Origin of the sequence: Roseburia sp. AM23-20, from assembly GCF_003470905.1 — a bacterium.
In the GTDB taxonomy this organism is placed as follows: domain Bacteria; phylum Bacillota; class Clostridia; order Lachnospirales; family Lachnospiraceae; genus Roseburia; species Roseburia rectibacter.
The window spans coordinates 20661-35052 of record NZ_QRHS01000034.1; the positions used below are offsets into that span (position 1 = coordinate 20661).

Annotated in this window: 17 protein-coding genes; all 17 read right to left on the reverse strand. The window is 43.8% G+C overall.

Annotated features, from left to right (window positions below; all coding sequences use genetic code 11):
• Window positions 1-59 precede the first annotated feature (59 nt).
• Window positions 60-725, reverse strand: coding sequence for an L-serine ammonia-lyase, iron-sulfur-dependent subunit beta (gene sdaAB / locus DW650_RS17810; RefSeq protein WP_118210711.1), 666 nt, complete (start codon window positions 723-725; stop codon window positions 60-62).
• A 182-nt stretch (window positions 726-907) separates the two neighbouring features.
• Entirely contained in the window at window positions 908-1795 is an 888-nt protein-coding gene (locus DW650_RS17815; RefSeq protein WP_243103015.1) for a LysR family transcriptional regulator, read from the reverse strand.
• Window positions 1788-2843, reverse strand: a complete 1056-nt coding sequence (locus DW650_RS17820) for a sulfate/molybdate ABC transporter ATP-binding protein (protein WP_118210726.1) — start codon at window positions 2841-2843, stop codon at window positions 1788-1790. The genes DW650_RS17815 and DW650_RS17820 overlap by 8 nt, the downstream gene beginning before the upstream one ends.
• A 202-nt stretch (window positions 2844-3045) precedes the next feature.
• A complete protein-coding gene (gene modB, locus DW650_RS17825) occupies window positions 3046-3750 on the reverse strand; it encodes a molybdate ABC transporter permease subunit (protein ID WP_118210712.1) in 705 nt (234 codons plus the stop codon).
• A 28-nt stretch (window positions 3751-3778) separates the two neighbouring features.
• Complete coding sequence (gene modA / locus DW650_RS17830; RefSeq protein ID WP_118210713.1) at window positions 3779-4660, reverse strand: molybdate ABC transporter substrate-binding protein; 882 nt, start codon at window positions 4658-4660, stop codon at window positions 3779-3781.
• Window positions 4661-4751: 91 nt separating this feature from the next.
• Window positions 4752-5726: an XdhC family protein gene (locus DW650_RS17835; protein WP_118210714.1), complete on the reverse strand. Its 975-nt coding sequence runs from the start codon at window positions 5724-5726 to the stop codon at window positions 4752-4754.
• Window positions 5727-5773: 47 nt separating this feature from the next.
• Window positions 5774-6208 carry an MOSC domain-containing protein gene (locus tag DW650_RS17840; protein WP_118210715.1) on the reverse strand — a complete coding sequence of 145 codons (435 nt, stop codon included), beginning with the start codon at window positions 6206-6208 and terminating at the stop codon, window positions 5774-5776.
• Between the two features lie 42 nt (window positions 6209-6250).
• Window positions 6251-7273 (reverse strand): GTP 3',8-cyclase MoaA, encoded by a 1023-nt coding sequence (gene moaA, locus DW650_RS17845; RefSeq protein ID WP_118210716.1) that lies wholly within the window; start codon window positions 7271-7273, stop codon window positions 6251-6253.
• A gap of 66 nt (window positions 7274-7339) precedes the next feature.
• Entirely contained in the window at window positions 7340-8365 is a 1026-nt protein-coding gene (locus DW650_RS17850) for a molybdopterin-binding protein (RefSeq protein ID WP_118210717.1), read from the reverse strand.
• A gap of 21 nt (window positions 8366-8386) precedes the next feature.
• Complete coding sequence (gene yqeB / locus DW650_RS17855; RefSeq protein ID WP_118210718.1) at window positions 8387-9214, reverse strand: selenium-dependent molybdenum cofactor biosynthesis protein YqeB; 828 nt, start codon at window positions 9212-9214, stop codon at window positions 8387-8389.
• A gap of 156 nt (window positions 9215-9370) precedes the next feature.
• Window positions 9371-9661, reverse strand: coding sequence for a P-II family nitrogen regulator (locus DW650_RS17860; RefSeq protein WP_117920668.1), 291 nt, complete (start codon window positions 9659-9661; stop codon window positions 9371-9373).
• Window positions 9662-9694: 33 nt separating this feature from the next.
• On the reverse strand, window positions 9695-9931 hold the full coding sequence (locus DW650_RS17865) for a DUF3343 domain-containing protein (protein WP_118210727.1): 237 nt from the start codon (window positions 9929-9931) through the stop codon (window positions 9695-9697).
• Window positions 9932-10048: 117 nt separating this feature from the next.
• Window positions 10049-11086 (reverse strand): selenide, water dikinase SelD, encoded by a 1038-nt coding sequence (selD, locus tag DW650_RS17870; protein WP_118210719.1) that lies wholly within the window; start codon window positions 11084-11086, stop codon window positions 10049-10051.
• A gap of 79 nt (window positions 11087-11165) precedes the next feature.
• Entirely contained in the window at window positions 11166-11516 is a 351-nt protein-coding gene (locus DW650_RS17875; protein ID WP_117920694.1) for a winged helix-turn-helix domain-containing protein, read from the reverse strand.
• A gap of 44 nt (window positions 11517-11560) precedes the next feature.
• Window positions 11561-12700: an aminotransferase class V-fold PLP-dependent enzyme gene (locus tag DW650_RS17880; protein WP_118210720.1), complete on the reverse strand. Its 1140-nt coding sequence runs from the start codon at window positions 12698-12700 to the stop codon at window positions 11561-11563.
• A complete protein-coding gene (gene yedF / locus DW650_RS17885) occupies window positions 12697-13326 on the reverse strand; it encodes a sulfurtransferase-like selenium metabolism protein YedF (RefSeq protein WP_118210721.1) in 630 nt (209 codons plus the stop codon). Before yedF ends, DW650_RS17880 begins: the two co-directional genes overlap by 4 nt.
• Window positions 13327-13596: 270 nt before the next feature.
• Window positions 13597-14100, reverse strand: coding sequence for a MogA/MoaB family molybdenum cofactor biosynthesis protein (locus tag DW650_RS17890; protein WP_118210722.1), 504 nt, complete (start codon window positions 14098-14100; stop codon window positions 13597-13599).
• Window positions 14101-14392: the final 292 nt, after the last annotated feature.

Below are 14392 nucleotides of genomic sequence, written 5' to 3' on the forward strand. Positions count from 1 at the left end.
CACTACTTCCAACTTTCTATGATATATTTTGATTAATGTATCAAAAGGTGTATTAATCTCTACTCTTCCACCAGACTGCAATACGTTACCTTTAATATACCCTCTAAGTGCTCTAACCATGCAAGTGATTCTTTCGGCACTTCCTGGTCACACTCTATGACCATGACAGCATTGCCGCCTCTGCTTTTCCGGTAAAGCTGCATTGTGGCAATATTGACGCCTTTATGGGCAAGCATGGATGTTACCTCGGTAACATGTCCCGGCTGGTCGATATTATGCACGATCAGTGTCGGATAATCGCCACTGAAATTGGCAGTGATCCCATCAAGCTCGCAGATCTGTATCCGCCCGCCTCCGATCGAAGCTGCAATCACTTCAAGTGTACGCCCGGAAATACCTGTCAGATTCATTTTCACCGAATTTGGATGAACATCACCGAGGTCGATCCCCTCCAGGGAAAATCTCATTTCTCTCTTCTCCGCAATCCTGAAACTGTCCGGTATTGCCGGATCATCCACCTGCATTCCTAATAATCCGGCAATCAGCGCCTTATCTGTGCCGTGTCCCTTGCCCGTCGCAAGGAACGAACCATGAAAGTATATTTTTGCTTCTTTTACTTCTTCCGCCAGCAGTTTACGGCTGACTCTCCCGATTCTGACGGCTCCCGCCGTATGCGAACTGGACGGGCCGACCATTACAGGTCCGATGATATCTAACAGGTTCATATCTTATCTCCGTTCTCATAAGTATTTACTTATGTTTTCTATAATTTTATCCTATTTGAAGTTATATCAAATTTATGATACATTTTAATTGCTATATACACACACACATTTATAGCATAGAAAAGAACAGTATTTCCACCGTAGAAATCCTGTTCTTTTTTTATGTAATAGGAAATTTTACTCTACCTCTCATCATTCCCATATTGACGTACAATATCCATAAAATCACGCAGTGGATCATTCCAAACCTTATGTGGATGATATACCAGATTTAAGTTTCTTTCAAGACAAATATCTTCTACTTTTATTTCCACCAGACGGCCAGCCTTTAAATATTCCTCGATCAGAAAATATGGCAGTACCGAAATACCAAATCCATCTTCCACCGCCTGTACGAGTACTTTTGTGCTCCGGCTCTCCCATAAAGGTTCGATTACGCAGTCTTTTGTCCTTAAAATAGCTTCAAACCTGTCACGTACACCGGCTCCCTTTTCCCGCAAAAGAAAATTTTCTTTTTTCAGATCCTCAAACCTGACATGCTCCATGCCCGCCAACGGATGACTGGGTGCTGCAACAACAAGAGTCCTGTCCTTTGCAAACGGCTCCTGTATATAGTCCGTCTCACCAGGCAGATCTTCTATGATACCCAGATCGATCTGATGCGTTCTTAAAAGTTCCATCAGCTTTACCGATCCACTGACAGTCACTTTCACACGAATGTCCGGATATTTTTTTTCAAATGTACGGATAAATCCACGCAGCATTTTTACGCCAACCGAAAGGTTTGCACCGATACGGATCGTCCGCACACCTTCCGTTTCTTTCAGATGCTGTTCTAAATCATGATACAGTCCAAGGATGTGACACGCATACTGATAGAGCAGCCTGCCGCTCTCCGTCGGTACTACTTTGCGGTTATAACGCTCTAAAAAGCAGACACCGCTCTCCTGCTCTAACTCCTTGATGGTCTGGCTGACTGCGGGCTGTGTCATATAAAGTTTTTCGGCTGCCTTTGTCATGCTTCCTTCTTCACACACTGTACGGAAAATGGTCAGTTGTCGGTTATTCATAGGCATTATCCCTCAACAATAAAATATCTTTTGCATCCACTGCCAGACCAGAAGGGATTGGTCCTGGCGAATCTTCCTGCTCTGTTTTTGCTATTTTCCACTGAAGCCATCCACTCTCTTTCGATGGGCGGAATGAAATATTCCACTCAAACGTATCCTCAATGATGCGGTATTCCTCTATCCTTAAAATATTCATATCCTGAACAGGCTCTGCATCCACAGGATAAAACGAATGTGCCCGGATACCAACCGCTTTTGTGTCCTTTGGAATTTCCGGAACGCACAGAGTTATCCCCCAGTCCACCGCTTTTATATGACTATTATCCACAATTTCCACTGCAGAAATGTTCTTACATCCGGATAACACAGCCGCTGTCTTTGTTTTCGGATTATGGAAAAACTCTTTTGTCTCCTCAATGACTTCCATTTTTCCATGATCGATACAGCTTACCATATTACACAGACGATAAACCTCATCACGATTGTGCGATACAAAAAGTACCGGCTTTTCCACCTCTGCTAACATATCACGCATTTCCTGCTCTAACTCCCACTTGAGATAACTGTCAAGCGCAGAAAACGGTTCATCCAAAAGCAGAATATCCGGCTCTGAAGCGATCATCCGCGCCATCGCTACACGCTGTTTCTGTCCACCGGAAAGCTGCGTGGGGTAATGTTTTTCAAGTCCTTCTAAGCGGAAACGTCTGATATAAGACTTTACTTTCTCTTCATCCGGACATTTTCCCATACCAGCTTTGATATTCTGTTCCACTGTCATATTGGGAAACAGGGCATAATCCTGAAACATATAGCCGACACGACGTTTCTGTGGCGTAAGATTGATCTTTTTTGCAGAATCAAATAATACCCTGCCGTTTAATTCGATCCGTCCCTCGTCCGGTGTCTCAATTCCGGCTATGCACTTTAGTGTCATACTCTTTCCACATCCGGATGCCCCAAGAATCGCAAATACGCCACGCCCTGTCTCGAACGCGACGTCTAAACAAAAGCTGCCAAACTTCTTTTTTATATTTACTTTCAGACTCATTCCAATCTCCATTTAAAATAATGCACTTGCCTATACTCTCCATCGATCACATGAAAAACACCTGCGTTTTTCCGCATGAAACTTAGTACTTCTTCACGAAAGAGCCTCTGCTCTGAGTGATTAGAAGTGCCTTTCCTGCATGAAACTTAGTACTTCTTCACGAAAGAGCCTCTGCTCTGAGTGATTAGAAGTACTTTTCATGCTACCACCTGCTCACATGTTTCATACTCTTTGCCGTGATGATATTTAACAAAAATATGACCAAAAATGCAATGATCAATATCACGACCACCCAGAATCCCGCTGTCGCATAGTCTCCGTCCTGGATGACCATCGCAATTTTCTGTGAGATTGTACTTGTTTTTTTCGGAATATTTCCTGCAAGCATTGAGGTCGCACCGTACTCACCAAGTGCCCTTGCAAAGGTTAAAACTGTTCCGGATGCAATACCCGGCCCCGCCGCAGGAACCACCACTTTCCAGAAAATTTTGATCTCAGGCATCCCAAGTGTCTGCGCCGCATAAATCAGATTTACATCAATCTGTTCAAACGCAGCTCTGGCATTCCGGTACATGAGTGGAAATGCGATCACGGTTGCCGCTAAAATACAGCCAAGCCAGGTCTGTACCACTTTGAAATGAAACGTATCATAAAGATATGCTCCAAACGGTCTCCTCAGGCTGAACAATAACAGCAGAAAAAAGCCTGCCACCGTCGGTGGCAGCACCATTGGCAGTGTCAGAATTCCATCTGCCACTGCCTTTATGCGCGGTCCTGCTTTCACTACTTTTCGTGCTGCATAGATGCCTAAAAAAAATGAAATAATGGTTGCTACAATTCCGGTTTTAATTGATATCAGAAGCGGGCTCCAGTCGAGTCCACTTAAATATGCTGTCAACTGACTCATAACTGCCTCCTGTTTTCATTTTTACCTTTTATTCAACATCCGTATCAAAGTAGTATTTCTGGAAAATTGTTTTTGCATCATCCGAAACCAGGAAATTGATAAAGTCCTCTGCTGCACTCTGCTCTAACTCATCTGCTTCGTTATTTACAATCTGTGCCACCGGATAAATAACATTTCCGGTAAGGTCATACGAAACTTTTTCTAGGATTTCCAGACGGTCTTCAAAACCGTAAGTATCTGAATAATATACGGTTCCGACTTCATTAGAACCTTCTGCAACTGCAGATGTTACGGCTCCTACATTGGCACACTCATTGATATCCACACCACCAAGTGCATTCTGGATTTCCGTTGTCGTAATCTGTGAAACATCGTCCACTTTGTCTAACATACCCGCATTTACCATTGCCTGTCTGGTATATTTTCCAACCGGAACAGAACCATCGGCAAGTGCAATGCTTTTTGCATTTCCGATATCGGAAAGTCCGGTTACCGTCGTGCCGCTGCCTTTGTATGTAACGACACAAACCTGATTGTTTACAACGTTATGTCTGGTTCCGTTGATAACCAGTCCGTCCTGATCCTGAAGCTGATCCATCTGTTTTTGTGCTGCGGAGAAAAATACATCACAGGCTGCTCCCTCTTCAATCTGTGTCATCAGGATTCCTGAACTGTCATAACTTCCCACGATCGATACGTTCGGCTGTGTTTTGTTATACTCTGCGATCAGCTCTTCCATAACCGTATTTAAACTCTTTGCAGCAAATACAGTTACCGTTGTTGCTTCAAACGGCTCTGCTGCTGCAGCTTTGGTTTCACCTGCCGCCTGATCCTTGTTGTTTCCACATCCGGCAAACATTGTCATTGCCATAGCTGCAGAAAGTAATACACACACACATTTTTGTTTCATTTGTTTTTCCTCTTTTTTTTATTTTAAAAAGCTCTAAAAAAGCAGCTTCTTAAATCAGCTCCATATAACTCCTTTTTCTATACCATTTCTTTTAAAAATTAATTTTATGATGATTTTTTCTCGCACGTACTTCGATCAGCTGTGCCGCAATGCTGATCGCGATCTCCGCCGGAGTCTCACTTCCGATCTCAATTCCGATCGGTGCTGTCACGCGTGCAAGCTGCTCCTTGGTAAATCCTTCTGCAAGCAACTTATCATAAACAAATTTTGTTTTTTTCTTACTTCCCACAACACCGATATATCCGGCAGAAGTTTTCAATCCAAAACGCTCTGCATCCGTATCGCAGAGATGTCCTCTTGTGACGACCACAATGTAGTCTTCCGGATGAATCGTAAATGTCTCTTCCAGTTTTCCAAAATCGATCAGCCGTATCTCTTCCGCTCCCGGAAACAATTCCTGCTTTGTAAATTCTTCCCTGTCATCCGAAACAATGCAGCGGAACCCCAGATGTGACAGCACCGGGACAAGTTCCTGTGCTAAATGTCCGCCTCCAAAAATATAAACTTTTCCATCATAGGAGAATTGTTCTGCATAGAAACGCGCTCCATCAATCTCTGTCACCGACTGATGTGCAGATGTCTGAAACTCCGGCAGTATTTTTACCTTTCCTTGCTCTAACGGCATAAGGATCCAGAATGGTTTTCTTTTTTCTTCTGCCGCTTCCATCTGTCCGATCCATACAGCATCTTCCACCGCGTCCACATAGTAAAATAAGACGGTCGCATTTCCACCGCATACCATTCCAAGTTCTGCTGATTTTTCCTGCCCCAGATTATACTCATGCAGATAATTCTTCTTTTCGGCGAGAAGCTTTTGTCCCATCAGTGTTGCCTGGTATTCCAGATTACCGCCGCCGATCGTTCCGGTCACCCTGCCATCCTCACCGACTACCATATAAGCACCTGCTTTCCTCGGTATGGAACCGCGTCCCGCTACCACAGTGATGAGCATACTATTTTTCTTTTCATTGATTCTTTTCTTAAGAACTTCCACAATTTCTCTCATAACAATCTCCATTTCTGCGCTCTTTTCATTGATCTGTTCCGGATGTGTTACACTGATTCTATCATAAGTTCATCCCCGACATGAATGATGCCGCCCTCTAAAACAACAGCAAATACTCCTTCATGCGGCATGATACATTCTCCCATCCGTTGATAAATCTGGCAGTGGGAATGACACTCTTTTCCGATCTGTGTCATCTCAAGCAGCACATCCCCGCAGCGAAACCGCGTACCGACTGGAAGGTTTTTAAAATCAAATCCCTCCACGATCAGATTTTCTCCAAATGCTCCAAACGCTACATCCGCGCCTTTTGCACGAAATTCTTCTATTTTTTCAAAGGACAGCAGACTGACCTGTCTGTGCCATTTTCCTGCATGCGCATCACCCTGAATGCCCCAGTCCCTGATAAACTCAGCCTCAGGCACTTCATGCTTTTCTGTTCCTCTTTCTTTGCTGATGCAAATTCCTTTTATGATTCCCATATATAACTGCTCTGCTTTCTAAATAATTTTCGTCTGTTTCTTTCATCCACCAATGCGTACCATCGCTTTATGCTCTGTCATTTCTGAAATCTGTTCAAAACAGTGTTCCATAGGTTTTTCTAAAACTGCCTCTTTCATCACTTTCTGTAAGGTCTGTTCCTTTTGGGGATCCCTGAGGACTGCTCTTAGATCAACACCTTTTTCATAACAGAGGCATAATTTTAAATATCCTTCGGAGGTGAGACGGATACGATTACAGTTCTTACAAAATTTATGATGTATGGCGCTGATAAAGCCGACATCTATATTTAATCCCGGAAAATGGCAGTAAACTGCAGGTCCTGCGCCATAGTTTTTATATGGCAGCTTCACTGTAACTTCCTGCTCTCCGGCTTTTTCAGATTCCACTTTTCGATCTGGTTCCATCGCACAGGCATTTCCATATATGTCCTCGATCTGCCGGAACAATTCTTCATTGGATCTTCCGGTATAATCTGCACCATATCCGATCGGCATCATCTCAATAAAACGTACCGGTATCTGCCTTTCATCTGCGTAAGCAAGAACGGCTCTCCAGTCCAGATTTTTATAATGAACCGTATTGATCTTTACCGGAATTTCCGCTTTCTGTGCCGCGCTGATTCCTGCTAACACTGCTTTTAATTCATTCCGTCCCGTCAGTCTTTGAAATTCTGTCTCATCTAAAGTATCCAGGCTGACATTTACACTATCAAGTCCTGCTTCTTTCAAAGTCCTTGCATACTCTGCAAGCAGAACCCCATTTGTGGTCATTCCAACCGTATCAATGCCTGATATATTTTTTATTTTTTTGACCAGCTCTACACAGCCACGGCGCACTAACGGCTCTCCACCGGTCAGACGGACATGCCGGATTCCAAGTGACACGGCAGTCTCTGTCACTTTTACAATTTCCTCGTATGTCAGCAGATTCGCCATATCCGTTGTCTCTATATCGCCAGGCATACAATACTTACAGCGCAGATTGCAGCGATCGGTAATCGAAATTCTCATATAATCAATCTCTCTGCCTGTCTGATCTTTCATTCAAATACTTCCTCATGCCTTTCCATAAATCTCATTTCAAAATCTGCTCTGTAGCTTATGCTACTGCTACCATCCTTTTCCAAATCCACAGTTCGGGAAAATGCAGTGTTCACAGTTTAAACAGAGTCCACCCTCGCCAAGTGCCGCAAGTTCTTCTGCGGTCACTTTGTCATCTGCCATAATGCGCGGCAGCACCAGATCAAAAATCGTACGCTTTGCATACATCACACAGCCCGGCAGTCCAAGGATCGGAATGCTTTCTTTATAATAAGAAAGCAGAAACATTGCTCCCGGTAATACCGGTGCACCGTAAGAAATGATCTCTGCCCCGGTATTTTTGATGGCAAGCGGTGTTTTATCATCCGGGTCCACACTCATGCCCCCGGTACAGATCACAAGATCTGCTCCTGCTTCGATCGCCGCAAGACAGCCGTCCGTAATCTTTTCGTTATCATCATCAAAAGTCTCATGAAAAATGACTTCCGTATCATATTCTGCTAATTTTTCCCGGATGACCGGTGTAAAAGTATCTGCGATCCTTCCGTGATAAACTTCATTTCCCGTCGTGATGATCGCAGCTTTTTTCTTGTGAAATGGCTTTAGTGTAAAAATAGGAGCATCCTCGCATATTTCTTTTGCGCGTTCCATCTTTTCCTTTTTAATGACAAGTGGTATGATTCTGGTTCCCGCAAGCTTGTCCCCTGCCTTCACTGGTGTATTTCCATGGCGGCTGGCGATCATCATTTCCCCGAAACTGTTCACCTTTTTTAATTTTTCTTTATCAACTTTTAACAGTCCGTCGCAATCCGCGATCAGTTCAATTTTACCTTCTTTGACATCCGATGGATGCATGTAGTCATTTCTGCACATCTCATAAAGAATCTGCGCTGCCTCGTTTTCATGGAGAATCGTGTCATCTTTTTCCCAGATGTAAATGTGATCCTTTCCAACACTTAGAAGCACCAGAATATCTTCTTCTGTGATGATATGCCCTTTGCGGAAAACCGCATCTTTTGTAACACCCTTAATAATCTGTGTGATATCGTGGCAGAGTACCTGACCGACTGCATCTTCTGTCTTTATCAGTTTCATGAAGCATATGCTCCTTTCTTTTTATGATAAATTGTCAGTGTCAAAAGCACAGACAACTTCAAGCACACTGCCTGCAATACAGCGCGCTTTATCCGAAATGGTAAAACAGTTCGAAAGTTCGCTTTTGCGCGGATCGATATCTGCAATCTTAAAGCCTTTTGTAACCGGATATCCATCACGGATCAGTCCGCGGATAATACCGGGGATCGTGGCGGTTACCGAATATCTGGCATTTTCATCCTCATTCATGATATACGCAATTTTCTCGCCCTGTTCAACAACATCGCCGATCTTATGCACATTATAAAGAATACCCGGTGCGCCTGCATGAATCACACGCTCTGCCGCATAGCCGCCAATATTGCCCGGTATTCCGGTATTGGGAATAGCTGATCCCTCACGGATGATCCGGCCAAGATTATGTCCTCGCTTTGTCTCAATAACGATATCCACATCTTCCCCCGCAGTAAATCCGGGACCAAGTCCTACCGTAAGTGCTGCCATATTGCGTGTTGTTCCGAGATTTTTCTTTGCAAGGATTGCATCAACGACCACATCGGGCTTTAATGCTGCAATGGCTGCTCCGTCCGGATCTACCAGTAACGGAACTTTTCCAGCGCCGATCACTTTTTCTGCTTCTATAGCATCTTTGATCAAAACAGCCTCCATGCCTTCTACCGTGGCACTGCCCTCATAAACAGCCTCACAGATGGCTACCTGACGCCGGATCGCTGCCGGATATTCCGCTTCAAGAACCAGAACCGGAAATCCTGCCGACCAGAGTCTGTGGATGGTTCCGGTGGCGAGATCGCCACCGCCTCTTACTATAATGAATGGTTTCTTCAATATTTCTCATCTGCCTTTCAGACAATTATCATTAAGAAAAAAAGAAAACCAATGTGGGGACTCTACCCACATTGGCTATCTTTCATTCAGCTTGCACATTGCTATCTTTTATAAGAATAACCATACTTATAATTTTTGTCAAGTCAATACTGACGTATTTTATAGTGCATCACCACCATGCTCACCAGTTCTGATTCTGACCGCATCTTCTACGTCATAAATAAAAATCTTACCATCGCCAAAGTTTCCTGTCTGAATCTCCTTTACAACCTCGTCCACGATCGCCGGTGCCTGTTCATCCGTTACAACGGTTTCTACTTTAATCTTTGGCAGCAGATTAACAGAAAACTCATACTGTCTGGTCGATCTAAGATTTCCTTTTTGATTACCACATCCCATAATATTTGCGATATTCATACCATTTACCTTTTCATAGGCTTCCAGTCTCATTTTGTCTTTTCCAACAGAATGATATTTTTTTATTTAGATATATATTTCTACACTCTGTTCCATCTCAATTCCTGATTTTTCAATTTCTTTACCGGACACTTCATAATCTCCCGGTTCCATTCTCCACGCCAGTCCACACCCTGCAGAAAGTTCTCTTGGAACCGGGATCAGCCGTCCTTTGATGGAATTCTCATTGCAATATTTTTCCATTGCCATTGCCGCTGATGTGGTATGAAATGTGATGATTCTGTAATTTTTCTTTTCTCTCATGATCTCCATCCCTGCTAACCTTATTTCGTGATGTTGGAGCCAATATCACTATTTAAATTTTGTCCGGAATTATTATAAAATATCTTAATGTAATGAATCGTCAGGCAGATTTTCCAATTATCCACACACATAAATTTCCTTTTCAAATTTTGGAAGGATCTCCCCAACTATGGCAGCCGGATGCCCTTCCTTCTTTAGATCTGCTAAAAGTGCCTCTGCCTGCTTCTCTGGCACTGCGATCAGCAGTCCGCCAGAAGTCTGTGGATCAAATAAAACCTCTTCCATTGCAAAAGTGACATTTTCAAATGAAACAGATTCACCCACATGATTCCGGTTTTTCTGACCTGCCGCCGTTAACAAAAACTCATCCGCATAATCAAGTGCCTCTTTTATCACAGGTACCTGGTCTGCAAAAATACGGCAGGATAACTTCCCATCCATCATTTCATGCAGATGTCCTAAGAAACCAAATCCAGTCACATCGGTACATGCGTGGATATCATATGTATGGCATATATGTGAAGCAGATTTATTCAGTCTTGTCATGGAATCAATTGCAGCTTCCATTGCAGCATCAGATGCCTCTTTTACACGGTTTGCCGTACAGACAATTCCAACTCCTAGTTTCTTTGTTAAGATCAGTTTGTCACCCGGTTTTCCCTGATTATTCGGATATATCTTGTCCGGATGCACAATTCCCATGACAGAAAGTCCATACTTCACATCTGTATCGGCAATGGAATGACCGCCTGCAAGTGTTCCTCCCGCCTCAATGACTTTTTCGGAGCCGCCCCGCATGATCTCACCTAAAATATTCAAATCCATACTCTCCGGAAAACATACGATATTTAATGCTGTCTTTACTTCGCCGCCCATCGCATAGATATCACTGAGCGCATTTGCCGCCGCAATTTTTCCAAAGGTGTACGGATCATCCACCATTGGTGGGAAAAAGTCAAGGGTCTGTACGATTGCCGTATCATCGGAAATACGATAGACTGCTGCATCATCCTTGCTGTCATATCCGATCAGAAGATTCTCATCTGCCGGACCTTTCGGCAAACGCTCTAACACTCTGCTTAAAATGCCTGCACCGAGCTTTGCAGTGCATCCGCCACCCTTGCAAAATATGATTTTTTCCTGATTTTGTTCCATATCTGTCTTACACCTCCGTGATCTGTGCGCACTCTGTTTTATGCCTGAAAGGATGAGAGTTATTGACATTTTCTATAAATTAATTTGTGAAATATTTCTCAAACAACGTCTGTGCATCCTTCTTTAACTCCGCATCCATCGCCTGATACTTTTCCAGGAAATTCCTTCCCTGTTCTGTCAATGTCATATTGCCGCCGCCTTTTCCACCACTATTTCCGGTCATAAGTGAAAAGCCAAGTTCATTTTCAGCGCGTTTTACAATTCTCCAGCCTTTCGAATATGCCATCTGCATCTGACGGCACGCCTCAGAAAGAGATCCCGTTTTCTCCACAAGTTCCATAATTTGTGCAATGCCAGGTCCGAATATAAGCTCATCTCCATAAATACGCAGCCTCACCTGTTCATGAAGCTTTCTTTTTCCCAAACTCATATCTATCCTCTTTTCTTTGCCGCTTATTATGCAGACTCTTTCCGTCATGCTTTCTCCGCAATCTCCCGCACAGCTCGCACCGCAGCATCCACTTCCTCATCCGTATTAAAATGGGAAAAGCTGAATCTTACTGCCCCCTGCTCTTTTGTTCCAAGCGTCTCATGCATCATAGGCGCACAATGTGCCCCCGCACGGACTGCGATCTCATAATCTTCCCAGAGCCAGTCGCTTACACTGCCGGAATCTAAATCCCTGATATTTAATGAGACAACTGCCACTCTGTTTTCCGTTGTAAAATCTCCATAAATGTTTACACCGGAAATATCTTTTACGCCATTATAAAACCGATCTGCCAGAGCCATCTCACGTTTATAGATCATACCAATGCCCATTTTTTGCAGATAACCCAAAGCAGCGTACAATCCGGCAATCCCATGTCCGTTTAATGTCCCAGCTTCAAGCGCGGTCGGCATTTCTTCCGGCTGCGTTTTACTGTAACTTTTGACTCCGGTTCCTCCCGCTAAAAGCGGTCGGATATCCACACCTTTCCGCACATAAATTCCTCCGGTTCCCTGCGGGCCAAGTAATCCTTTATGACCGGTAAAACAGAGTACATCGATATTCTGTTTCTGCACATCGATTGGAAGTACTCCGGCGGTCTGAGCAGCATCCACAATTAACAGAAGATGATGTTTTTCTGTAAAAGCAGCGATACGTTCTAAATCTGTCACATTTCCTGTCAGATTTGACGCATGTGTGATCACAACTGCTTTCGTATCCGACTGATATGCACGTTCCAGCTCATCATACAAAATCCGTCCCTTAAAATCTGCCGGAAGATATGTGACCTTCACGCCCCGCTGCTCCATCAGATACAATGGACGCAGGACAGAGTTATGTTCACATACCGATGTGATCACGTGATCTCCCGGTTCAAATAAACCCTGAATCGCAATATTTAACGCTTCTGTCACATTACAGGTAAATGCAATACGTGATGCATCTTCCGCGTGAAATAATTCTGCAAGCCGCTCTCTGGTTCCATAAATGATCCTAGATGCATCAAGTGTTGCCGCGTGTGCTCCTCTTCCTGCATTTCCAAGTGTATGAAATGCCTCCGTGACGGCTTGTTCTACCTCCGGTGGTTTTGGAAATGTAGTGGCCGCATTATCTAAATAAATCATGGTTTTACAATATTTCCTGCCTGTGTCATTTTCTCAGCAATCACATACATATTTGTTACACTTCCCACCTGAAGTTTATCCGTAAGTCCATAGTGATTAAGGCATGTACCACAGGTTAAAATCTCCACGCCCTGTGCCTCTAATGATTTCAGATCCTCAAGTGTCGGTGATTCCTCACAGGTCAGTTTTGCACCTCCGTTATAAAAAAGCATGGTTTTCGGTAATACATCCTGCTCTGTCAGCGCATAAATAAAGCCCTTGATCAGAACTTTTCCAAGCTCATTATCGCCCTCACCCATATGATCTGCAGAGATCACAACAACCGTGTTGCCATGGATTGCATTCGGAGCACAGGTTTCTTTTTCTGTGTCTGTTACGGACATTTCATCACTCTGGTCCGCTGCTCCATCTCCAATCTCCATCGTCACTTTATACTGTCCCTCTGCGATTTTCTCGGACTTCACTCCATAGCCTTTCTGTTTTGCCATCTTCGTCAGATTCTGAACCGCGATCTCGTTATCCACCAGTGTCTCCACAACACCAGAACCTTTAAGCTCTTTGATTGCATTTTTTGTTTTTACTACCGGAATCGGGCAGGTATCGCCCATTGCATTTACTGTAATCATCTTTTTTCCAGCCTTTCTGCTAAATTTTTCATTATTCTTATAAAGATTCCATATACCATAGGCAACTCTTAACTTCCTGCTACATCAATTTTGAACTGCCTTATAATACGGGAAACCATATGAATCAGAAAAGGGCATTACGGAATCTCTCCAGTAACACCCTCGTTATTCTTTTATAAGTATAACACTATTTTCTCAGCTTGAAAATAGTATTTTAAAAATATCTCTCAAATTTTAACCGGCAGACATACCTCATTCAGCACCACACAGCTATCCTCTCCGCGCACATTCCCCATCTCTCCCCAACAAAATATCCATCCCATGTTCCAGCGAATCTAAGATATAAGTCAGGCTTTCCTCGACCGCTTTTGGACTGCCCGGTAGATTTACGATCAGGGACTGCCCCCGGATTGCACTTGCACCACGGCTTAACATGGCACGCTTCGTAATTGTCATGCTGTAAGCCCGGATTGCCTCCGCAATTCCCGGTGCATTCCGGTCACAAACGGCAAGCGTTGCCTCCGGTGTCACATCCCGCAGGGAAAATCCGGTTCCACCTGTCGTTAAGATCAGGCTGCATTTACATTCATCCGCAAGCCTTATCATTTCCTGTTCCAGCTCTTTTTGCTCGTCCGGCAGCACCCGATAGGATATAATTTCGTATTTTTCAGACGGCAGTATTTCTCTGATCCGTTTTCCACTGATATCCTCACGCTCTCCCTTTGAACCTTTGTCGCTTGCTGTTATGATTCCGACTGTGTACTTATTATTCATCTTACTCTCCATTTCTATGCTGATTTGTTTCAATAATATCCATGCTTGTTGATAACTGTTAATAATTCCATGAACCTGCCCGCCAAATGATGATTTGTTTATGAAATAAATCGCCCGCCCAAATGGTGTGTTGTAGGTCTGTGAGTGGCTTCTTGCGCAAAGCCGAAGTAATTTTTGTTCCGTTGTACGAAAATAAGAAAAGTCTAAGTGTGCCTGAGTTAGATTTTTGCGGAGTGACGTGACCGGCAACAACGAGTCATCCATGACTCGATGCTGCCTTGTTCTGCCATCC